The 19777-nt window shown below is 45.3% G+C and carries 28 protein-coding genes; 8 read left to right on the top strand and 20 right to left on the bottom strand.

The annotated features are described in order from the left end of the window. Positions 1-158 precede the first annotated feature (158 nt). The 16 genes from ACTJKB_RS03355 to ACTJKB_RS03430 all read right to left on the bottom strand — a co-directional run bounded on the left by ACTJKB_RS03355 (position 159) and on the right by ACTJKB_RS03430 (position 12385). Positions 159-2009, bottom strand: coding sequence for a hypothetical protein (locus tag ACTJKB_RS03355; RefSeq protein ID WP_440831793.1), 1851 nt, complete (start codon positions 2007-2009; stop codon positions 159-161). Positions 2010-2638: 629 nt separating this feature from the next. Next, the gene (locus ACTJKB_RS03360) at positions 2639-3487 is read right to left on the bottom strand and encodes a hypothetical protein (protein WP_440831794.1); all 849 of its coding nucleotides are present in this window, start codon (positions 3485-3487) and stop codon (positions 2639-2641) included. Positions 3488-3640: 153 nt separating this feature from the next. Beyond that, positions 3641-4018 carry a hypothetical protein gene (locus ACTJKB_RS03365; RefSeq protein ID WP_440831795.1) on the bottom strand — a complete coding sequence of 126 codons (378 nt, stop codon included), beginning with the start codon at positions 4016-4018 and terminating at the stop codon, positions 3641-3643. A gap of 197 nt (positions 4019-4215) precedes the next feature. Beyond that, a complete protein-coding gene (locus ACTJKB_RS03370) occupies positions 4216-4860 on the bottom strand; it encodes a hypothetical protein (protein ID WP_440831796.1) in 645 nt (214 codons plus the stop codon). Further along, positions 4857-5057 (bottom strand): hypothetical protein, encoded by a 201-nt coding sequence (locus tag ACTJKB_RS03375; RefSeq protein ID WP_440831797.1) that lies wholly within the window; start codon positions 5055-5057, stop codon positions 4857-4859. Before ACTJKB_RS03375 ends, ACTJKB_RS03370 begins: the two co-directional genes overlap by 4 nt. Continuing rightward, on the bottom strand, positions 5050-5577 hold the full coding sequence (locus ACTJKB_RS03380) for a hypothetical protein (RefSeq protein WP_440831798.1): 528 nt from the start codon (positions 5575-5577) through the stop codon (positions 5050-5052). Before ACTJKB_RS03380 ends, ACTJKB_RS03375 begins: the two co-directional genes overlap by 8 nt. A gap of 179 nt (positions 5578-5756) precedes the next feature. Further along, a complete protein-coding gene (locus ACTJKB_RS03385) occupies positions 5757-6080 on the bottom strand; it encodes a hypothetical protein (protein ID WP_440831799.1) in 324 nt (107 codons plus the stop codon). 1 nt (position 6081) lies between these two features. After that, positions 6082-6378 carry a hypothetical protein gene (locus ACTJKB_RS03390; RefSeq protein WP_440831800.1) on the bottom strand — a complete coding sequence of 99 codons (297 nt, stop codon included), beginning with the start codon at positions 6376-6378 and terminating at the stop codon, positions 6082-6084. After that, positions 6362-6646, bottom strand: a complete 285-nt coding sequence (locus ACTJKB_RS03395) for a hypothetical protein (RefSeq protein WP_440831801.1) — start codon at positions 6644-6646, stop codon at positions 6362-6364. Before ACTJKB_RS03395 ends, ACTJKB_RS03390 begins: the two co-directional genes overlap by 17 nt. Further along, complete coding sequence (locus ACTJKB_RS03400; protein ID WP_440831802.1) at positions 6646-7647, bottom strand: DUF3102 domain-containing protein; 1002 nt, start codon at positions 7645-7647, stop codon at positions 6646-6648. The genes ACTJKB_RS03395 and ACTJKB_RS03400 overlap by 1 nt, the downstream gene beginning before the upstream one ends. Continuing rightward, a complete protein-coding gene (locus ACTJKB_RS03405; RefSeq protein WP_440831803.1) occupies positions 7644-9191 on the bottom strand; it encodes a PcfJ domain-containing protein in 1548 nt (515 codons plus the stop codon). The genes ACTJKB_RS03400 and ACTJKB_RS03405 overlap by 4 nt, the downstream gene beginning before the upstream one ends. A 14-nt stretch (positions 9192-9205) precedes the next feature. Beyond that, positions 9206-9568, bottom strand: a complete 363-nt coding sequence (locus ACTJKB_RS03410) for a hypothetical protein (RefSeq protein ID WP_440831804.1) — start codon at positions 9566-9568, stop codon at positions 9206-9208. Positions 9569-9849: 281 nt separating this feature from the next. After that, a complete protein-coding gene (locus tag ACTJKB_RS03415) occupies positions 9850-11022 on the bottom strand; it encodes a hypothetical protein (RefSeq protein ID WP_440831805.1) in 1173 nt (390 codons plus the stop codon). Positions 11023-11139: 117 nt separating this feature from the next. Then, a complete protein-coding gene (locus ACTJKB_RS03420; RefSeq protein ID WP_440831806.1) occupies positions 11140-11529 on the bottom strand; it encodes a hypothetical protein in 390 nt (129 codons plus the stop codon). Continuing rightward, positions 11522-11926, bottom strand: coding sequence for a hypothetical protein (locus tag ACTJKB_RS03425; protein WP_440831807.1), 405 nt, complete (start codon positions 11924-11926; stop codon positions 11522-11524). The genes ACTJKB_RS03420 and ACTJKB_RS03425 overlap by 8 nt, the downstream gene beginning before the upstream one ends. A gap of 96 nt (positions 11927-12022) precedes the next feature. After that, the gene (locus tag ACTJKB_RS03430; RefSeq protein WP_440831808.1) at positions 12023-12385 is read right to left on the bottom strand and encodes a hypothetical protein; all 363 of its coding nucleotides are present in this window, start codon (positions 12383-12385) and stop codon (positions 12023-12025) included. A gap of 162 nt (positions 12386-12547) precedes the next feature. On the opposite strand from ACTJKB_RS03430, the gene ACTJKB_RS03435 reads away from it, so the two are divergent. Next, a complete protein-coding gene (locus ACTJKB_RS03435; protein WP_440831809.1) occupies positions 12548-12715 on the top strand; it encodes a helix-turn-helix domain-containing protein in 168 nt (55 codons plus the stop codon). A gap of 46 nt (positions 12716-12761) precedes the next feature. Here ACTJKB_RS03435 and ACTJKB_RS03440 read toward each other — a convergent pair whose 3' ends face one another. Genes ACTJKB_RS03440 through ACTJKB_RS03450 form a run of 3 tightly spaced genes read right to left on the bottom strand, consistent with a single transcriptional unit; the run spans position 12762 to position 13439 of the window. Beyond that, positions 12762-12977: a hypothetical protein gene (locus tag ACTJKB_RS03440; protein ID WP_440831810.1), complete on the bottom strand. Its 216-nt coding sequence runs from the start codon at positions 12975-12977 to the stop codon at positions 12762-12764. 55 nt (positions 12978-13032) lie between these two features. After that, positions 13033-13221 carry a helix-turn-helix domain-containing protein gene (locus ACTJKB_RS03445; protein ID WP_440831811.1) on the bottom strand — a complete coding sequence of 63 codons (189 nt, stop codon included), beginning with the start codon at positions 13219-13221 and terminating at the stop codon, positions 13033-13035. Further along, positions 13218-13439, bottom strand: a complete 222-nt coding sequence (locus ACTJKB_RS03450) for a helix-turn-helix domain-containing protein (RefSeq protein ID WP_440831812.1) — start codon at positions 13437-13439, stop codon at positions 13218-13220. Before ACTJKB_RS03450 ends, ACTJKB_RS03445 begins: the two co-directional genes overlap by 4 nt. A 217-nt stretch (positions 13440-13656) precedes the next feature. Between ACTJKB_RS03450 and ACTJKB_RS03455 the strand changes: the two genes are divergently transcribed. From ACTJKB_RS03455 to ACTJKB_RS03485, 7 genes are all read left to right on the top strand, one after another. Next, a complete protein-coding gene (locus tag ACTJKB_RS03455; protein WP_440831813.1) occupies positions 13657-14091 on the top strand; it encodes a helix-turn-helix transcriptional regulator in 435 nt (144 codons plus the stop codon). A gap of 17 nt (positions 14092-14108) precedes the next feature. Then, positions 14109-14519 carry an ImmA/IrrE family metallo-endopeptidase gene (locus ACTJKB_RS03460; protein ID WP_440831814.1) on the top strand — a complete coding sequence of 137 codons (411 nt, stop codon included), beginning with the start codon at positions 14109-14111 and terminating at the stop codon, positions 14517-14519. A gap of 78 nt (positions 14520-14597) precedes the next feature. Continuing rightward, the gene (locus tag ACTJKB_RS03465; protein WP_440831815.1) at positions 14598-15806 is read left to right on the top strand and encodes a tyrosine-type recombinase/integrase; all 1209 of its coding nucleotides are present in this window, start codon (positions 14598-14600) and stop codon (positions 15804-15806) included. A gap of 197 nt (positions 15807-16003) precedes the next feature. Further along, on the top strand, positions 16004-16465 hold the full coding sequence (locus ACTJKB_RS03470) for a nucleoside deaminase (protein WP_440831816.1): 462 nt from the start codon (positions 16004-16006) through the stop codon (positions 16463-16465). Between the two features lie 655 nt (positions 16466-17120). After that, positions 17121-17699 (top strand): beta-class carbonic anhydrase, encoded by a 579-nt coding sequence (locus ACTJKB_RS03475; protein ID WP_074088029.1) that lies wholly within the window; start codon positions 17121-17123, stop codon positions 17697-17699. Between the two features lie 197 nt (positions 17700-17896). Next, entirely contained in the window at positions 17897-18334 is a 438-nt protein-coding gene (locus ACTJKB_RS03480) for a hypothetical protein (protein ID WP_440831817.1), read from the top strand. 1 nt (position 18335) lies between these two features. Continuing rightward, positions 18336-18632: a YxcD family protein gene (locus ACTJKB_RS03485; RefSeq protein WP_440831818.1), complete on the top strand. Its 297-nt coding sequence runs from the start codon at positions 18336-18338 to the stop codon at positions 18630-18632. Between the two features lie 49 nt (positions 18633-18681). On the opposite strand, the gene ACTJKB_RS03490 is transcribed toward ACTJKB_RS03485, so the two are convergent. Beyond that, complete coding sequence (locus tag ACTJKB_RS03490; RefSeq protein WP_440831819.1) at positions 18682-19698, bottom strand: S66 family peptidase; 1017 nt, start codon at positions 19696-19698, stop codon at positions 18682-18684. Between the last annotated feature and the right edge of the window lie 79 nt (positions 19699-19777).

Raw genomic sequence — 19777 nt, forward strand, 5'->3', positions numbered from 1 at the left:
ATCTAGCCAGAAATCGGGCTCACGCGCACCCGCATTCTATTCAAAAGTCCAGAGGGACCCAGAACCAAAATCCAGAAACTATTAAACTTTTTTATCACCTCCTAAAATTAATACAAACAAAAAGAGCCGCCTTTCAGCGACCCAAAAAGATTATTATTTCAATTAATTAGCAGTGGTGTAGCACAATATGGGCATTTTTTCACTTCCCAAGCAAGTTTCATATCCTCAGTTATATATTTTCCACAGCTACACTTGATTTGTTTTCCCTGTAAAAGCCTGAACTCATCTAATACACTAGACATTTCAAATAGGTAGCGTCTAACTTGGTTATGAATTACATTTACATCCGTAACAAGTTTAATTTTTTTCCTGTCAGATTTTGTTTCAAAAATTCTTGAAAAGAGTACACTAGCATCTACAGCATACATTGACAATCGCCACACACCTCCGTCTTTTGGCGTCATATCCTTTTTTCTCAGATGAACAAGCCTATGATACATGAGATCTTGCATTTCTTCTTCACCAATGTACTGAACATTTGAATTATCAAGTTCTATACAGAAATGTGTGTGTTTTTTTTCACCAACGAATTTCACTATCTCATTCCATAAACGTTCAGAGTACTTAATATTTTTGCTTTTTAAGTTATTCATTTTCTCATCAGCAACAGCTTTTATAGCACTGACAACATGCTTTTTATTAATAAATCTCGTATTACCCTTAATGAGAAAATCCTGTTTATAAAACTGCCATGCTTTATTTAGCATAACCCCAAAATCTCTTGTATTTCCCATACTAGCAATAACTAAAGAATCAAAAAATTGGGGTTTAATTATTGAACTTACTGTTAATACATTTGAACCGAAGACGGACTCAATTCTGTTATTCATAAATCTTTTAAAGTATTCTTTGCAAATCTCATTGTTCTCTTCATAGATAAATTGTAAATCTAAGTCTATCCTATGTGGCATATCAGCAGTTTGCTCTAAAACCCCTAAAGTTGATTTATAAGGGATATATCCAATCCAATGGTAAATTGGAGATGTACTCATTGATCTAATCAACTTAGATAACAGATTCTGTTCCGCAACCTCCAACATACTCCACTCATCATAAAAAAACACAATACTTTCTAATCCTAACACCTCGATCACTTCAATTAATAATTGTTGTAATGACGATGTACTGAGAAAAATATCAACATTGTAACTCTCATCATGTTTTTTCGAACTACTGCTTCCATTAATTTGTTCAGCCACCGACTCTAGTTTTGGTCCAGTAACGCCAAGGGCCCCTCCTACATTGGATCTGCTACTGCTTGAAGTCCCATTTAGTGAAGAAGTAGTAACTGTTCTCGCCAGTGCAAGCATTTCCATATCACCCATATATATAAGCTTTTCAATTTTGGAAAACACTTTTTCTAAGCGTTCGATCTTCACATCATTGTCTCGTTTTTTCCTGAAAAGATTCATCATTTTCCGAAATCTTGTTTCCGGAGTGTCATCATCAATCAGCGAAATGAGTTGCCTCTGTAATTGCTTTAAGATACCCCAAACATAAAAGCGTTCATCTACAATAGTTGAATCACCTATTTTAAATAACTCTTTTAAATTTATATAAACACAAAAACTCTTGCGTTCATTATTTATAATGTCACGAGCTATTAACATTAGATGTGATTTACCTGTTCCTCTAAGCCCGCTTATACAACCGTTTGACCCAGCTGCTGAATTGGCAAGCGTTGATACTGAGCCAGTAACGTCAACATGAACCTTCTTAAGTTCAGTTATTTTAATTTTCGAATGTTCTTCTGTAGCAACATCAAAATCCGATCGTAAATCTCTAAGCACTTTATCCATACCAGATATAAACTCTTCGCCATTTCTCATATTAGCAATAAAGATTGGACCCAAATTCATTTTTCCGCCCCCTTGTATTCCTAGAGTTTCTACAAAAAGGGGAGCAAATCCTTTAAACCTCCTACCGAAAACATTAAAATTTGTGGACATTTGTAGAATTTAATAGAATATTAAAGAAAATAGCTGTATTTATAATAAACTCATTTCCCCTGCGTTAGACCTCCGCAATACCTAATTGCTATTTACACCAATACAAACATTCCTTATTGCAACACAAAATGGCCGCTTTTCAGCGACTTGCTCCTACATATTAAAATTCCCAAGCGTTTGGGATTATCGGCCTTTGTAGGAATCGAACCCACCTTAACCATAAGGCCATATTATGTAATGCCCGTATTTGCACAGTGACGTTCGGCCAATGCCGGCACATATCCCTTATGCTCATATCGCGCCCGGGCGGAGCGCGTCGAGAGTGGTTATTGAACCCTCTTCCCCCGCATCAGGCCGCCGCTATAACATCTACTGGCTACTTGTGCTTACAGTTCCACCCCTATGGTATCTGCTGCTATTGCAACGGGCTTCATCACTGATTCAGCTCTGACGAGTCCTGCCAGCGATAAGGGGCAGCAGGGACACCCGGACGTTGTTCCCGTCCTATGTCCCTACTGTAAATCCTTTTTTGTATCAAATTAGTCTCACGTTAGTCTCAATTTAGTCTCATTATTTTTTCTACATAAAATTGGATGGTATTCTAAACAGCCTGCATGTATATATTATTTTTAACGTGTTGAAGCATTGTCATTAAAGTAACTAATTAACTGGTAAACTTTTTTGCAATAAGGAATAAACACTTGCAAGCCTGAATAAATAATATTTTTATCAACCATTTTACCCGTTGGATGCCCTGCATCGTTTCGATTATTCCGAATCATTTCAAATACGCCTATTAATGTTATTGCTGACCCATCTTCAATATCACCAGGTAATGTGCCCTTAACTGTTTCAAAGCGCTTATTAAACTCTTCAAATTGCCTCTTTATCATTTTCCCCTGAGTTGCTTGAATGAATTTCTTACGTGTTTCATCTGTAGATATATAGTTAGTATAAGCCTCAATTAACAAAAGCAATGCTTTCTCTGAAGCACAACCAAGAGCAATAGTCGCGGATAATAAACAGTTTATATTGTAAGTCCTTAAGCTTTCCGTTATGTAGGTGAGAATCACAGTATTAATATCTGGAACTTCTGTAGTTAGTCTTGCTAAATACCCAGAAGGGTCATGTGGAATAGGCTCACTTGACTGAAGCATTACTTTTCCATATTCCGTAACTTTAAGCCAAGGCCAATTAGCATTTGAAGGGTTAATGCCTATTGTGAGAACACCTTCAACAATAAGATTCCAAATAATTTCCCTTACATTATCTTCATCTAAAGGATTAAGTGCATAATCAACATTCGTGTAAAAGACTCTACCATTTTGATTAGGATCTGTAACAATTCCTTTTTGAATTAACAAACCTGCCACTGAGTTGCATACGTTTAGGTAGTTAGTAGAATCAACACTTTTTAATGCTTCTAGGACTAAAGATCGCAATTCATTTATTGTTAAGCTTAACTTAGGCAAATACATAATTGAGCCTCCTTTTTTATGTCTATTTCGACACAAGGAAGGATTTACCTTCTGATTGAAACCATCGTATGAATAAAAAAGGGGCGCTTTTCAGCGACCCACAGACTTTTATATTACTAAGCGCTTGGAATTTTGCCCTAGCATACAAGAATTTCATATGATTCCGGCCAGCTTCAGGCACTCCGCAATTGTTTCGACCCCGGCATCGATCCGCCGATTAATAGTCGCCGTACTGGTTGTTGCTCTGAATGTTGCGATAGTCAGCTTATGCTTACGGGCATTAACGTATCTGTGCTTGATGATGTCCTTTACCTCTTTATCTAAGATCAGTTCAAACGCGGCGTCGATTTCCTGTACCTGCTGCCTTGAGCTTTGAAGCATTACTGCCTCCCGCTCCGTCAGCGACTCCTTCCGCTGGTATACTTTGATTGCCTGGCTCAGCTTGGGGTACTCGCTCAGTAATACTTTTGTTGCCCGCTTGTCCGCTTCCGTCACCCTTGGGAAGAACTCCATTTGCACCACCGCCCCCACAAGAACACTCCCCTTTTTGCTTATATACACCGTCCAGTCCCATGGCAAATGTCCGTATGTTGGTAGATATCCAATGAGTCATACTCGGTGTCTGGTACCGCACCCAGGCCATTGCCCATTTAACCACTTCAACCGGCTCGTCAAACTTATAATCCACAAAATAGCGTTCTCCAGCTTTTAATGCAGCCTGTACTTCCTTAACCTTCATCAGCAGCCCTCACCAGATCATCAGCAATGAAAAAATTACCATTGCCGTCCCGCTCCCCTTTGGGTGCTGCTGGTCGAATCGTCAATGCCGTCCCGCAGTCGTGGCATTCAATCTGGAGTTGATCAACCGGAACATACGCGTTTGTCTTCCGCTGGCATTCGGGATTCTTGCAGTGGACACGGCATTTATACTGAGGCTCACCGTCTCTATACTTGATACCGGTCTTATACCATTCCGGTTCCCCGTTACCCTCTTGGCGCGGTATGGTCTTTCCTGGATTCTCAGATATTAGCTCTCTGATCTCCGTGTGCATAGTCCGCTCTGATCCGATAAGCGGCAGCTGCTTGGGACTTCCTGATTGTTCAACCTGTTTGACGGGTTCCAATGGTATGGTTACTGCTGAAGGTTGCCGCTGTATTTTACGATCCTCTCGGTGCTCTTCCCGCTTCTGAATCAGTTCAACCTTCGGAGCTGCTACCTGTACGACAGAAGGTTTGACTTCCTCTGCTTGTCTGACACCAAAGAAGCGCATGAGGCGTTCAATTACAGTCAGCTTCTGCTCATCATTGGCCTGCTCAATCTCCAGTGAAGCATTCTTGTTCCCTTGGCTCATGGTCAATTTTAGATTTGTCATATTTTATCATCCTTCCGATTTTTGATATATCCATCAATGGGGATTGGCTTCTTGGCATTGGTACCGGTAGGAGCCGGATATTTCTTCCGGATCTCCTCCAGTTCCTCCGGCGTGAGCTGGGACCGCTTTACCTCTCCCTGTCCGCCTGCTGCAAGCTCTGCTGATTTGTCCTTATTACCAAAATGCCAGTTATTCATGATGCATCGCCTTCAGGATAGTACGTGCCTTAGCTCCAGCATCTTTCATCACTTCAGACGGGATAACTTCATCCAGGCCACCGATCCACCAATTATTGTTTTCCTCAGAAGCATAGAACTCTAGCGCCTCCCGTTGCTGGGATATTATCTGCAATGCTGCTCCATATGCCATCAACACATCATCAATAATACTGTCAGCGTCTATTGTAAGCGGAATAGACTCCCGACTTGTCCGGTGGAACAACACCCGATCACCCGGCGATAATAGAACTTCTGTTCCGTCCAGAAGCGGGTATACGTCCTCTGAGCACTCCGCATGTGGGTCAATGCTCTGAATCCATTTCCAAATGTCTGCTGACAGCTCCATATTGTTCGTTGCCTCAGCATATCTGAGGAGCGCCACCCGCGCCGCCGGGTCCCGTTCAGGCCGAAGCACGAAACACGCGCCTTCTACCTCCGATCCTGTTTCCCTGTGAGTAATCCGGTATTTGTTATAGAGTCCTTTGTCTTGGTCGCTCATTAATTATGCCTCCCTTGAATCATTTAGTTTCCAGAGGTGCAGGACGTGGAATAAATCAAGCTCCCGCGTCCATTCCCCTGCTGGTTTATCCTTAAGCCTGTTGTATATGTCTCGGTAATCAATGATTTGGCATGGTGGACGCTCTTCCTCAAAGAAGAAAAAGAAGAACATCATGCCCTCTAATCCGCTTGGCGGTATGTGAGAACGTCCCACCCTCGCCCGGCTAACTCCTTATACATCACCGTTACAGCCTGACAGCGTTTGTCTCCTTGGCCGCCGCTGTCCGGGTTAATCATGTACCCGGAACCAATCCAGCGCCGTTTTGCGCGGCAATACAGGCCAGCTGCCTTAATAGCATTCAGTACCTTGCTTTCAGGCTGTCGCGGGACGCACAGGAACACAGAATCCAAATTCGCGCTCCCTCCGTCTGGAATTGCATCCGCTGCCGCTTTAGCCAGAACATTGCTTTCCCGAAGATCCCTCACGAGCTTATCCCAATCCATGCTATTCGCCCCTATCCCATTCAGGATATTCCCGTTCCTGAAGGCTTTTTGTATCAAAACTCAATTTATCAATCTTGGTTATGTTCGGGTATGCCTCTATGATTTCAATAGCGTCCCCCTCGAAATTGACTCCGGGATCTATTCCCTCATCAATGAAACACGCGTGGATGAAGGAGGCAAGGTATTCAATATGTTCGGTCGTTCCGGAAACAGTGGCGAATACCTCTCCTTGATTATTTTTCAAAATCAATTCCTTTTTCATGGCATCATTTGCCCCTTTCTCAAATTGCTTTGCCAAATATACGATCCAGGAACACCCCTGCCCCTGGGAAGTAGTTGTCCCGCTTCAAGACGGAAAGATCGTACCGGGCGAATACCCGACTGTACTGTGCGTCCTCGGCTATACAGAGGTCAATCAGTGATACAGCTGTCAGCGCGTAGTAATGGGCTATCTGCCCTGTATGTGTTTGATAGCAGTGATACTGCCGCTGGAGCAGGACGCCTTCGCCAATCAGCTCCTCAATAGCTGATTTCCCGGAATCTTCACTGCTGAAGAAGAAAAACATTATTCCGACTCAGTCCGTGTCGCGGCTTGAAGCATTTTCGGCATAAGGTCGATTGAACTCAGAAGGATGGCTACACATTTCTTGGCGACCTCAACGTCTTTGGTTGTCAATTTACTGATAACGCCAAGTGCTGCATTAAAGCTGTCACTGAGCCCCTTAGCATGAGCCTTGAACAGCGCTGTTTCTTCACCCGTAGCTGAAGCGGCTTTCTTCCGGAGCGTTTCCAGCTCGGCTAGCACTTCCGGCGGGGTTTCAAATACCGTTGTGGTTGCCGTAGCCACTTCAACCGGCTTCGCCTTCAGCTCTTCCTCAAGTTCCTTAATGCGCTTCTGTGATTCAATTAATTGCTCGTCGGATTTAGTAAGGCTTGCCCGGAGCTGTTCGGCGGCTTCGGCAGCTTCTTCGGCTGCTCCGTCGTCGCCAGCGTCGGAAGCTGCCTGAGCTGCATCAAGCTGCACCTGCAGGCGCTGCACAATGGCAGCATGTTCCGTTTGCTGTTTCTCCAACTTCTCCCTGGCTTCCCGCTCCTTTTTGGCTGTTTTCTCTGCTTTCTCCTTGGCTTTCTCGGCAGCTTCCCGTTCTGCTTCGGCCTGCTGCTTCTCCTTGATGGCTACCTGCAGCTCCCGGGTTGTCATTTCAGAAACATTATTTTCAACTACAAAGGCCTCCCGCTCCTCGTCTGGAACACCAAGCAGGGCAACTGCCTGCGTATATGTCAAATTCGCAAACGCTTGGGAATTTGTGTTGTCTCCGAAAAGGCTGAGCTGATCGGAGCCGTATTTTTCAAAGATGTTCATTAGGTTGTTGGCCGTGCTCTGCTTATAATCAACCGAATCAGCAAGCCAGTTTCCCCACTCGCCATGTGGCAGCATTGCCTTTGCCTCTGTAAGCCGTCTGCCGATCTCCACGCTAGCGGAAAGCAAGATCCGCTGTGCCTGGTCCCGAATACTGTTAATCTCAATGGCAATGACTTCCGGTGTTCTCATACTTACTTGGCTCATACTGCTACCCCCTGCGGTTTATTGGATTTTGTTGAACGCTTCTTCTTTGCCAGCTTGTCTTTCTTGAATCTTTCAATGAATTCTTCTACCTCGGGTGTCATATCGCAGTTATCAAAGCCTCTGCACTGCCGAACCTCTTCGTTTTGAACTTCTAGCGTGTAGAAGGGCTTATCCGGATCGGATTTGCGGCGGACAAAGAATAAATCAGTTGTGCCCCGTGCGTAATCTCTTGCATAGTCGGCAACACAGTGCTCTAGCACCTTTCCCTCGTTGACAAGAGCATTTGTTGATGGAGCGGGAAATAGAATCAGCTCCTTATACTGGAAGCGCATCTTCTCCAGCTCCTCTTTACGCTTCCGGACGTTCTCTTGATACTGTTGATTGGCGATTGCCTGAACCCGTTTAGTTGTGCTCCGATGGGCTTCATGGAGATTATTAGGCAGATATACACCTGGACGGGTAATATCAAGGCCCAATTTCTCACACTCTCCCAAATAGTCGCGGTAATTAATTAGAACAGCTCTAGCATTGTAGAATGAGGTTCGATTTTTCCGCATCTGCTTCAGAATGTACCGTTTCAAATCCCCAGAAGATAAGCGGCCTTTAAGCGTATGTAGCGCCCCTCTAAATTCAGCAGCTACACGAGGATCTACAAGATCAGATATTGCCTGCGCTTCTTCATAACTAAAATTTAAACCTTCTGCTTTAGTAACCTGGTAGCTTCTCAACGTCTGGAGACTGATAGAATCCTTTTTTGCCAGCTCCTTGATCTCGACATTGCTTAAACGTAAAACCTTCGCAGGCGTCTTGCCCAGCCAGTTAATTGCACCATATGTGGAGCCACCGCACAGTTTCTGGCTGACAAAAGAATTGAATCCTGCTTTGGTCAGGAACTCAATACATTGATAACGTGAAGTAAGCTCAAACACTTCCACATAATCGTTGTAATGATATTTATCCCAGGTGCAATACTGCCAAGGTGTTCCCTTCACTACCTTTGCTATTTCATCCGCCGGCATATGATAGCTCATAACCTGGCGCATTGATCCCCTAGTCTCAGATGTAACGCTCTTCTGTGAATACCACTCTTCTCCTCTCCAATAGGGCCGATGCATCTTTATTCCGCCCTTTCCCCAGCGGAAAAGGTAGCGTGCAATCTGTTTTACTTCCGTCCGAGTCCTGCGATAATCCCCGGTGTAATCCCGGCTGCAGTAGAACCCGCGAGCTATAAGGGCATCAGGATCAGCCTGCGAACGCTCGTACCAGAGCAGATAGGCTGTATCGAAAAGGCGTTTCCGACCTCTCCCGCTTGCCAGCACTTTACCTTCTTGGCCACAATGGACACATACTTCCCGGGTACCATGCTTTAGCGTTTTATCCGGAGGGAACTCCTCTCCACAACTGGTGCAATGCGCCCATTGTTTGCGGCCTTCGCGGTTTGTGATTAGGTAGCGGCTCCAGTCCATGACTTGATTCGTGATGTAATCACGCAGCTTTGGTTCAATGTCGTCGGGGAAATGTTCATGAAACTCATGTTTTTTCATGTCCCGCTCCTCCTTTACAAATCGCCAAAATCAATATCCAGGCCAAATGCTGGCGGTGCGGCCACTGGAGCAGGCGCCGCCGCTGGAGCTGCAGGAGCTACAGCAGGAGCGGGAACAGCACCGCCCTCAATGCCGTAATACTTCCGGACCTCGGCATAGCCTTCTTCATCGCTGCAGTAGTTCCGACCCTTTGCTAGAGCTGCCGACTCCATTGCGCTGCAGCTCTTTTCAATCGTCTTATCCGTAGCAATAACCTTTTCAACCGCAGCAGGGTTTGTGGCAATTACCTGCAGTAGATAGCTCCCGACCTGCTGAACCATCCCGTTTCCCTTGTTTGCTTCCATTTCCGTTTTCAACTTCGCAACCGCTTGTTCCATCCCTGTTACCTCCCATATCCACGGCGTAACCGTGTGTAAATTGAGTCGGGCACCGCATATGCGGCACTCGCGGATCATTGTGTGGTCTATAATCAACAGCCTGCCGGCAGATCCGGCGCAGCAAAAGCAGTATCCGGGTATCTCCCGTAAGGGTAAGAGTGCTGTAACCTCAGAACATATTGGGCATTTATCAACGGGCTTCATGGCCTTCTTATCACGCTGTGGCTTGCCTTCCCAGCCACATACGCAGCGGTGCATCCCTGGAGCGCGTAGAAGGTAGCTCATCGGCCTGTCGCCCCCTGTTTGTTGGCCTTAATCTCAGCGGCCTTTCTCATAAGTGCGGCGTGTTCTTCCTCTGAAACGGCTCCGGCATTACCATCATCTTGCACTATCTGGATTTCAGGCTTCTGATAGCCATAGCCCCGGCCCCCGCCGCCGGAACCCTTATTACCCGTAGCTGGTTTCTTCGACTGGTTCATTTGAAGCAGCAACGTAGGGTACTTTTCACGGAACGTTTCCCCGCTCAATACATTCGACTTCCAAAATTTGTCTTTAACTACCCAATCCATGACATCGGCAATTTGCTGCTTATCGTCCTGGCCGTCCAACTCCACCAATTTCCGGAAGTCGTCGGCCCAGCTCTGCAGGTTCGCACGCGGTGTCAGCGTCGCCACACCTTCGGATTTTGCCAGTGCATCAAGCAGCGATTTCCAGTGAACGGCCATTCGCATATACGGGCTTTCCGGCGGATATTCGGGCTTTACCCGGGTTTTTGGAACCTTTTTACCCGGGTTTTCCGGTCTTCCGGACTCGTCCGGCGCTGCCGTTTTGTCGGCGGGCGGCTTCGCTGGCGGGTTTTGCTCTTGATTTTGATCTTGCTTTGGTTCTTGATCTGCATTTGGCTCTGCATGACCGTCTATCTTTAAATCTTTATTTAGTTCTAAATCTTTCTCTAAATCTAAATCTTTATCTATAGAGTGGACTTCTGCTGGAACTCCATCGGATGTCCTGGGGATGTCCGCCGGATGTCCGCCGGACTTCTCTTGGACATCCGAAAGACCTTCCTTCTTTAACCGCTTCTTTTCCCGTGCTTCCGCCTTGCGTTCAGCATCCTTTTTCTTGGACTCTATGATCTGTCCACCGATTTTGAACCAGTTGGCAATCTCGCGCCCTGACTGGGTTTCAACGACATAACCGGCATCAATCAACGCTCTCATAAGTACCTTGGGTTCACCTTCGAAGTTCACCGCTTCAGCGATATCAATGTCATGGTACTTGCTGATATCACCGTCCTGCGCCCAGTCCAATACCCACCACCAGAGCATGTGTAACGTGCCTACTGCAGCGGGAGTATTTAAGCCGGTCGAACGGCAAAAACGTCGTGTTATAGGGTCCCGATCTGTCGCTTGATAGCTCTTAATCCATAACCTTGGGGCTTCTGTTGATTCACTCAATTGCTGTTCACCGCCTCCTGCGCGGACAATGCATGGACAGGACACGGACATCCGCGCGCTGTCCGGTTGTTATCCGATGGATGTCCAATGGACGTCCATCGGACATCCTGCATGCCCCTATTTCCAATACTGCTGACCGTCTCCAGCCGTGTAGTAAAGGTAAAGCTCTGCCTGCTTCCGGGCCTTCCAATCCCGGCCCTCTACCGTCTCATCTGCCCAATGATGGCAGCTGCCGTTATCGTTGCGTGGTCCGCACAGGATAACCACGTTCCAGGGTGCCCGACCTGTCCCATACTGCGAAGCGTTGAGCATATGGCACCGTTCAAAGCGGAACCTCGGAACACTGCAGCCACAGTGCTCACAGACCGTATAACCTTCCTCGCTGGCCCGTCGGTAGATCTCTTTGTCCACCCTAGCTGTAATAGCCGTCTCTTGGCTCTGCTTGCGCTTGCCGCGCTTGTGATCAGGCTTCTGCACCGGATGAAACCCGAAAGTGACTTTATCCATTGGTGAAACCTCCTGTTTGCATCTCCACTCGGACACGCATTCTAAGTTCGTAAATCTTTTCTTTGACTGAATCCCTTTCATTACGCCAGTACATTTTCTGTTCGTAGGCTTCAGCCTCCAGATTGCGAAGATCCATTACAGCCAGTTCAGCCGTCAAGATCTTGTCTCCCTTTTTCGCCTGTGATTTAGCCAAAGTGAAGGTATTCTGCCGCAGGGTATAGAGTTTTTCGTAGTCTCCGTCAATCTGAGCGGAGATACGTCCCATAAGGTCATATGCTGCCGTTAAGAGCCGAACGATCTCGATCATAGCTCCAGGCGCATCCTCGTCGTATGCCTTCGCCTGGTCCCGCAGTTTGTTACTCTGTTCGATGTGCCAGTCCAATTCATCAGCTCTCATAGTTTCCTCGCTTTCCATGTTCCCCGACACGGCGGAAGGTCAACCTGTACAGATGCCTTGTCCACGTTCGCTAGCGCTGCCTTTGCCTTGGCAATCTTATAGTTGATAGCCGTTGATGGTTTTTGGTGTGTGGAGAGATACTCCACTTGGCAGAGGTATAACTCGTGGATCTTCTGCCGTAATTCTGTCCGCTTGGCAGATATCACTCGTTTGGTCATTGCCTTCAACTCCTAACAATGGTAATCTGGACTTAATTGTGAATTTGAAAGTTACTGACGGCTGTCCGGCTCCTACCCCGGACGGCCGTTTTCCGTTTGCCTGATATAATAACTCTTGATAATTGCGGTATGCCTTGTCTGCATTAGCAGCTGCTTGAGTCAATCCCTCCGCTTCTGCCTGATCGCGGAGGGTAAGGAACATGACGCAGACATTGCGAAGCATGTTGATTGTTAACTTCACGCGTTTTCACTCCTTCATGTAGGTTTTCTTTCTTCCCTTGTCGAATTGGTAGTTATCCCGTCGTATCAAGGCGGAACCCTCCGGGCGAATGGAGAGTGATGCGCGTTCTTTTTCTTCTATTTTGATTTCAGAAGTGATTTCTCCAAGCGGTTACAGGCCGCGATGGAAGAACGTAATTTAGACCATGTCGCCCTTGCTATGCTTGCCAACGTTAACCCTCGCACGGTGAAACGTTGGATGGATGGAATAAACCAACCGAGATTCAAGAACTTACCGGGCCTCACCGATGCTCTTGATGTCTCCGGAGATTATCTCTTAGGCAGAGCCTAAGTTAATACGGCCCGGAGGGTTCTGCCTTGATACGACTTCAGATGTGTTAGTTACCTCCCTCCAGTGAAGTGATATAGCGTACTTCCATGTCATTAATGAATAATTGCATTTGCTTTGATCCGTAGAAGTGTCTCCGGTACATGGCAATGATTTGCCGCAGCAGATCCGGTGCGGCTCCAGCATCCAGACAGGACTGCAGAGTTACCCGGATGAAATATTCTTCAGCGGCCTGATCAAGGATGCGGTGCGTTGTTTCGTCCATAGCATATTTCCTTTCAGGTATGGATTGTTTATTAGTGGTTATGATGCTGATAGAGTTACTTAGCAAATCCTGAAAGCCCCTCTTCATACTCCAGCAGCCACTCCCGCTTGATTTTCCAATGTTTCCCCTGTTTGTAAGCCTTTAATTCACCTGCCTTGATGCGATTGATTACTGTATATTTGCTAATATTCAGGTAATCCGCAGCGTCGAGTACGTCGATGGTTGGTTTTAGCCATTCGGTCATTTCTTCACCACCGCCACGTTAAATTTTTGATTTCCCTGCAAAAAATAATCAACAGTCACTCCAAAGTAGTCAGCCAAAATTTTCAGTTTGTCTGTTTTAGGTTTGTAATTACCTTGCTTCCAATTGCTCAGTGTTGCAGTAGAAATGCCTGTTTCTTTAGAAACCTGATATGGAGTTTTACCAGACTGCTCTAGTAGGCTCAGAAAGTTATCGTACACAGTTCTATCTCCTTCCAATAAAAGTATTGACTGTTAGCTAAGATTTCTTATATAATCATAGTGCCACCTAAGTTAAATAAGAAATCAAAGCTACCATTCATTTTTTAGCTCAGTTATCTAAGCTATGTTTGTATACTAGCATAGTTTTCTGAGCTAGTCAACAATGGCTAGCTTATTTTCCTGATTTATTTTACGAAATAAACTGTGGAGGAAAACTATGTACGAGATATTCGAGAAACTTTTAGAACAACACGGTGTTACACCTTATCGGGTAGCCAAAGAAACTGGCATAACAACTACAACATTCACTAGCTGGAAACAAGGGAAATACACACCTAAACGTGAAAAACTTCAAAAAGTGGCTGACTACTTTGGAGTGACCGTTGATTACTTGATGGGCGTTTCAGAGGAAAAGAATCCTTCAGTCGAGGACAAGCCATATTATGACCTCACTAGTAAAGACGAGCGTGACATCGCCACGGAATTAGAACGTATGATGAATGACCTCAATAGTGAGACATCTCTCGCGTTCATGGGCGAACCTATGGACGAAGAAGACCGTGAGTTGTTGAGAATCTCGCTCGAGAATACACTACGGATGTCTAAGAAAATGGCGAAGAAAAAGTTTACTCCAAAAAAATTCAGAAATTAACATCCGGGGGATAACTCATGGGGAAACACATATCCAGAGAACTCATCCAAACCCATGGAACCAATAGTCCAACAAGAATTGCATCTGAGAGAAACATAACGGTTCTGTATGAGGATTTAGGGAAAAACACATGGGGGTATTACACTTGTATTCGGCGGATACCAGTCATTCATGTCAATTATCATTTGCAGGGATTCCGCCGTCCCTTTGCTGTGGCGCACGAATTAGGACATCACTTTCTCCACCCTGGTGTAAACACGCCATTTCTACGAGGCAATACGCTGTTTTCAATTGAAAAGATTGAATGGGAAGCAAATCAGTTTGCTCTATATTTATTGATCGGAGATTTTCAGCCAGAACGAGACGAAACAAGGCATAATTTTTTATTACGCTGTGGGATTCCTGAACAATTTCATGTTTTTTACTAACCTTCGTGCTTCCCGGCCAAAAGGCTGTTTACATATACTTAATAATAGAACATATGTTTGGTGAAGGAAGGAAAAAGGATGAGAAAAACCAATAAGAAACTGCCCACAAACATTCGTGAGCGCGACGGAAAGTACACTTATCGCTACCGTGTACCCATTACCAAGATTGTTAACGGGATCGAAGTCAAAGGCAGCAAAAACATGGAATCCCCCCGGTTTGACACCGTTCGAGAAGCTGAAGAGTTTGGAATTCTGATCAAGGCACAGAAAATCACCAAACAATTACACTACGCTGAAAAGGTTACGGTTAGCGCTTGGGGTAAGGTTTGGCTAAAGGATTACGATCTCGAACAGGAACCCGCAGAAGAAACGCTGAGGTTGAGAGAATATGGAATTAAAAAATTGAATGAAGAATTCGGGGCTTTTACTCTCAGCAATGTAACGCCAAATGCATACCAACAATATTTACTCAAATTGAAATCAGAAGGTTATGCTAGAAGTACGATTATAATGATTCATTCATCGGCGAACCTCATGTTCAGACATGGCGTTCGCAAGGGAATTTTAAAGGAGACTCCTACAAACGGTGCTACCATCCCAAGAGAAAAAAGAGAATCGCGCAAACCGGGAGAAAAACGGATTGTCCTCCCAAAATTCCTTGAAAAAGAACAGCTAAAGCAATTTTTGCAGTTAGTACGTTTCATGATGAACGTAAACTACTGGGCGCTTTTCATTGTTCTTTCCTATACTGGGATGCGTATCAGAGAGGCAGCCGGTTTACAATGGGAAGACATCGATGAGCAGGCAATGACAATTGACATTAACAAGCAACTCAAAGGTACTAGTGTACGTAAATACCATTTCGCACCTACAAAAAATATACAAAGCGAACGTATTATAAGCTACGGAAAAACCGTGCAAAAGGCGCTCAATCAGCTAAAAGATTGGCAAGAAGGCGAACGCGCAGCAGCTAAGGGATTTAATCCAAATGATAATTTCGTATTCTGGAGCGAATATCCTGGGTATCCTATTTCAGTAAATAGTATTGTACGAATGATGGAGCGGGTGTTAAGAGCCGGGAATCTCCCTCTTAGCATCACACCGCATAGTTTTAGGCATACACATGTTTCACTTCTTGCCTCAAATCCAAAAGTAAGCCTTACAGAGATACAAGCTAGGATTGGGCACAAAAGCAATTCTAAAGTAACTGAACTTATTTATTTACACGTGACTAAGCATAGACAAATGCAGATGGCTGATGACTTTGAATGGGCAATTAATAATTAAATAATCTATTGTGGGTAACGTGTGGGTAACGTTTTCGAAAAAACTTTGAATATCGCGGGTTCTTGAAGCCTGTTATTTATAATCCATATAATCAACCGCACCTGCAAGAATATGGCTTAAACGAAATTACTCCGAATAAGGTCAGCGTTTTATAGATTTATTTCTGTTATAGTAGCTTTACCTAGGAGGTGCTATTTATGATAAAAAATGATGAACAATTTATTGAAGTAGCTATTGAAATGGCTTTAAAGGCTAGAGAAGAGGGAAATGAACCATTCGGTGCAATCTTGGTAAAAAATAATGAAATTGTAATGTATGGAGAAAATAAAATAAACAGTCATTGTGATCCTACACACCATGCTGAAATTGGACTTATACGTACTTTTTGCTCTGAAAACAACATTTTTGATCTGAATGAATATACTTTGTACACCAGCTGCGAACCTTGCGTAATGTGCACAGGAGCTATGGTATGGGCTAATTTAGGGAAAGTAGTCTATAGTGTGTCACATGATCAGCTAGCAGAAATTGCAGGCAGTAATATAATGATTTCAAGTCAAGAAGTTATCGATAAAAGTCCGCATAAGCCGGTCGTAATAGAACAAGTATTAAATGCCGAAGGGCTAAAAGTATTCGATGGTTATACATTCTCCCATTAACTCCTCAATGTTTTTCTGAGACCAGTATATTTGAATCTAAAGGGGCTATGTCAGCCCCTTATTTTTGTACAAACTTGTTGTTACTTCTGTCTTAGATACCGATCCACTCCTTTTCTAGTGAAGTGTCCAGAAAAATACGGAATATTGACGCAGGTTATATAATCCGTATAATCAACTTCAGAGGATCATATCTTTAATTTGAAATAATCCTCAAACTTCATCCAAAGGAGTGTGGGCTGCCTATGTACATTCAGATTGATTACACCTCTTGCCGAAAGGAAGTTGCTAGCAGATCTGAAGGATCAGCCAGGGATATTCAAGCTTTTCTATGACACAGAGGGTTGCGGCTGTGACGGTATCCTGATCGTGAATCAAGCGGAAGCCGGAGATACAACGATAAAAAACATACAATCTTCCTTTTGTCATCAGCCGCCAGCAGGAGGTCACCAGAACCTTATGTAGCGTAACCACCAAATAATGTGTAAACATCCTTTTTATCAAGTACATATGTGCGAAAAGGGGGTTTAAGGAGTATATTAAGAATTAACATTCTCGGAGCAGGATGCTCACAAAACTTGGCGTATGCTTTTGAGGCGGTTTTTCCAAGCTGAATCGTAGGGGTATCGCTAAAAAAACTTTTAGGAGGCAGCAGGTCATGAGCCAAATCACTGATATTATGGAGTTTAACAAGAAATTCGTCGAACAAAAAGAATATGAAACCTATCTGACCAGCCGCTTTCCTGACAAAAAGATGCTGATTATCACCTGTATGGACACAAGGCTTGTAGAGCTTCTGCCCAAGGCTATGAATTTCAAGAACGGGGACGTCAAAATCATCAAAAACGCCGGTGCCGTCATATCCCAGCCTTTCGGCAGCGTAATGCGCAGCGTTATGGTAGCCCTGTATGAGCTGGATGCGGATGAGGTAATTGTCGTGGGCCACTATGAATGCGGGATGGCTTCACTGAATGCGGACAAAATGATCAACTCCATTAAAGAGCGCGGAGTATCAGAGCAGGTGTTGTCCACTCTGGAGAACTCGGGAATTAAGCTCACGAAGTGGCTGCGCGGGTTTGACAATGTGGAAGAAGGGGTAATTCAGACTGTGGAGCTGATTAAGCGCCATCCTTTACTCCCCCCAAACGTACCTGTTCACGGCATGATCATCGATCCGGCTACAGGAGCGCTTGAACTGGTGTCTGACGGTTACGTGGAGAACAAGGCAACTCTCTGATAATCTGCTGTTTGCGTGGATCATACGATCCGCGCATTTTTTTTGCCCGCAGCCTCTTCTCCTTCCACTATCCGTTAATTGTAATTATGATATTTAAAATTGAAACTTCCTACTGTGTGCCACGTATTACCGGACAGATACACAAAATTCATGTGGAGCAGATGCTTCCAACACCTTTAGGAGGGTACTTGTACTCAATGAAACCAATGAAACGTGTAATGATGATTCTTATGGCTTTTACCCTGTTTTTTGCAGTTACCGCTCCGGACTTTGCGGATGCGAGACGTGGTGGCGGGGGCTTCAAATCCGGAACCCGCGGATACACCACGACTCCGAAGAAATCAACTACAAATAATGTGAAACAAAGCGATAGCACTGCAGGAACAAAAGCCGGAACAGCCGGCAAAGCAAATCGTGGATTTTTCAGCGGCGGAAGCTTAATGAAAGGCCTGATGATCGGCGGAATCGCCGGCTTCCTCTTCGGTGGTATGTTCGCCGGCATGGGCGCCTTCGGGAACCTGATCGGATTTGCCATCAATATGCTGGCCATCTACCTGGTCGTAATCCTGATTATGTCCTTCTTCCGCCGCAGAAAGGAACGGCGCAGACTACAGGAACAGGGTGGACGTTACTAACATGGGGACTACCATTCTTAGCATGGATGAGATTATTAATGCCATCTGCATGCATATGGCTGAACGCAAGAGCGTTCGGGTACAGGATGTCCAGGTGGAGCTTAGCTGGGAAGAAGACACCGGATACACCGCAGAGGTGTGGGTCGGAGGCCGAAGCCAGTTCCTGGTGGAGTCCAATATGATCGAAGCAATCCTCCGTTACACGCACAGTGAGTATGGCATTCGTGCCTACCGTGAAGATGTTCGACTGGAACTGGATGACGAGATCACGGCGGTTGTGAATACGTCAAATTTATAGTTCCAAAAAGAGACAGCCAAGGTGCTGTCTCTTTTTTCTAATGATGCTGCTATTCATAAAAATATTGTGTGATTACCCCTGAGCCACCAGCAACATTTACCTCGGCGTATGCTCCATTGATCAGCGTCATTTGCGGTGGAACATGACCATAATCCAAATCATAAACAACGGGTAACTGCAGTTCTTCGGACAATTCCTTATATGCATCCTCTTCCGTGTAATTGTCTATGGGTGTGTTGGTGCCGCTTCTGCCGAACATCACACCGGAACAGTTCTCGAACCAGCCGGCCAGCTTCATCTGCACCAGAGACCGGCGTAGATCCACTGTGTTCAATTCACAATGCTCCAGATACCAAATGACCGGTTCCTGATGAATGAAGGCTTCTTGAAAGTGACGCACATCGCCGTAAGGTGTGCCTATGATATGGCGGATGATATCTATGCAGCCACCAAGCAGCCGGCCCCTGAGAGACACAGCATTCCCTGAGACTGTCTTCCACTGTGTTCTGGTATTTAAATGGAATAGAGACGGCGAGGGTTCCGCTCCCTCCACCTCCTGATGGTAGTTCAGCGAAGAGCGCTGGACGACCGATTGTCCACTCGCGGTGGATAACACCGTCTGCCACATCCCTGTAGTCTGGTCTGTAATCTTTCCACGCAAATCTCCAAAACTTGGTCCATGCGCGGTCGCTACCCCTGTCCGCAGGGTGACCACAAGCAGCAGCAGGCTAATATCAGAGAAGCCCATGATCCATTTGTTCCGCACCTTCCCAAAGTCGATATGCTCCAGCATCTCGATCAGCAGTTCACCGCCCCAGGGCGGAATGATCAGGTCAATCGTGTCATCACTCATCATCTGATTGAACTCAGTGCCACGCTCCTTGCCGGACGCGGATTTGGCCTTGTCATGCTTATAGACCGTATCGCCGCAAATAACCTGAAACCCTCTCTCCTTCATGCGGCTGCAGGCTTCACCGAACACTTCCACAGATCCTGGGCCAACCCCTGCCGAGGATGCGGTCACACCAATGGTTGCTCTTTTTTCAAGTACAGGGTATGTAATCATCTTGAACCTCCTATAACTTACTTGCTTTATACTTAGTCTATCATTCTCCGGCGTTTTCGGGGCAAAAAAAACATGAACT

It is taken from the genome of Paenibacillus sp. 22594, from assembly GCF_052044425.1.
Lineage (GTDB): Bacteria > Bacillota > Bacilli > Paenibacillales > Paenibacillaceae > Paenibacillus_AQ.

What these genes read in the sequence shown, in the direction of transcription:
- ACTJKB_RS03355 (WP_440831793.1), bottom strand. Translation starts at nt 2,009, where the DNA reads ATGTCCACAAATTTTAATGTTTTCGGTAGGAGGTTTAAAGGATTTGCT.
- ACTJKB_RS03360 (WP_440831794.1), bottom strand. Translation starts at nt 3,487, where the DNA reads ATGTATTTGCCTAAGTTAAGCTTAACAATAAATGAATTGCGATCTTTA.
- ACTJKB_RS03370 (WP_440831796.1), bottom strand. Translation starts at nt 4,860, where the DNA reads ATGACAAATCTAAAATTGACCATGAGCCAAGGGAACAAGAATGCTTCA.
- ACTJKB_RS03375 (WP_440831797.1), bottom strand. Translation starts at nt 5,057, where the DNA reads ATGAATAACTGGCATTTTGGTAATAAGGACAAATCAGCAGAGCTTGCA.
- ACTJKB_RS03380 (WP_440831798.1), bottom strand. Translation starts at nt 5,577, where the DNA reads ATGAGCGACCAAGACAAAGGACTCTATAACAAATACCGGATTACTCAC.
- ACTJKB_RS03385 (WP_440831799.1), bottom strand. Translation starts at nt 6,080, where the DNA reads ATGGATTGGGATAAGCTCGTGAGGGATCTTCGGGAAAGCAATGTTCTG.
- ACTJKB_RS03395 (WP_440831801.1), bottom strand. Translation starts at nt 6,646, where the DNA reads ATGTTTTTCTTCTTCAGCAGTGAAGATTCCGGGAAATCAGCTATTGAG.
- ACTJKB_RS03400 (WP_440831802.1), bottom strand. Translation starts at nt 7,647, where the DNA reads ATGAGCCAAGTAAGTATGAGAACACCGGAAGTCATTGCCATTGAGATT.
- ACTJKB_RS03405 (WP_440831803.1), bottom strand. Translation starts at nt 9,191, where the DNA reads ATGAAAAAACATGAGTTTCATGAACATTTCCCCGACGACATTGAACCA.
- ACTJKB_RS03410 (WP_440831804.1), bottom strand. Translation starts at nt 9,568, where the DNA reads ATGGAACAAGCGGTTGCGAAGTTGAAAACGGAAATGGAAGCAAACAAG.
- ACTJKB_RS03420 (WP_440831806.1), bottom strand. Translation starts at nt 11,529, where the DNA reads ATGGATAAAGTCACTTTCGGGTTTCATCCGGTGCAGAAGCCTGATCAC.
- ACTJKB_RS03425 (WP_440831807.1), bottom strand. Translation starts at nt 11,926, where the DNA reads ATGAGAGCTGATGAATTGGACTGGCACATCGAACAGAGTAACAAACTG.
- ACTJKB_RS03435 (WP_440831809.1), top strand. Translation starts at nt 12,548, where the DNA reads ATGGAAGAACGTAATTTAGACCATGTCGCCCTTGCTATGCTTGCCAAC.
- ACTJKB_RS03440 (WP_440831810.1), bottom strand. Translation starts at nt 12,977, where the DNA reads ATGGACGAAACAACGCACCGCATCCTTGATCAGGCCGCTGAAGAATAT.
- ACTJKB_RS03445 (WP_440831811.1), bottom strand. Translation starts at nt 13,221, where the DNA reads ATGACCGAATGGCTAAAACCAACCATCGACGTACTCGACGCTGCGGAT.
- ACTJKB_RS03455 (WP_440831813.1), top strand. Translation starts at nt 13,657, where the DNA reads ATGTACGAGATATTCGAGAAACTTTTAGAACAACACGGTGTTACACCT.
- ACTJKB_RS03460 (WP_440831814.1), top strand. Translation starts at nt 14,109, where the DNA reads ATGGGGAAACACATATCCAGAGAACTCATCCAAACCCATGGAACCAAT.
- ACTJKB_RS03465 (WP_440831815.1), top strand. Translation starts at nt 14,598, where the DNA reads ATGAGAAAAACCAATAAGAAACTGCCCACAAACATTCGTGAGCGCGAC.
- ACTJKB_RS03470 (WP_440831816.1), top strand. Translation starts at nt 16,004, where the DNA reads ATGATAAAAAATGATGAACAATTTATTGAAGTAGCTATTGAAATGGCT.
- ACTJKB_RS03475 (WP_074088029.1), top strand. Translation starts at nt 17,121, where the DNA reads ATGAGCCAAATCACTGATATTATGGAGTTTAACAAGAAATTCGTCGAA.
- ACTJKB_RS03480 (WP_440831817.1), top strand. Translation starts at nt 17,897, where the DNA reads ATGAAACCAATGAAACGTGTAATGATGATTCTTATGGCTTTTACCCTG.
- ACTJKB_RS03485 (WP_440831818.1), top strand. Translation starts at nt 18,336, where the DNA reads ATGGGGACTACCATTCTTAGCATGGATGAGATTATTAATGCCATCTGC.
- ACTJKB_RS03490 (WP_440831819.1), bottom strand. Translation starts at nt 19,698, where the DNA reads ATGATTACATACCCTGTACTTGAAAAAAGAGCAACCATTGGTGTGACC.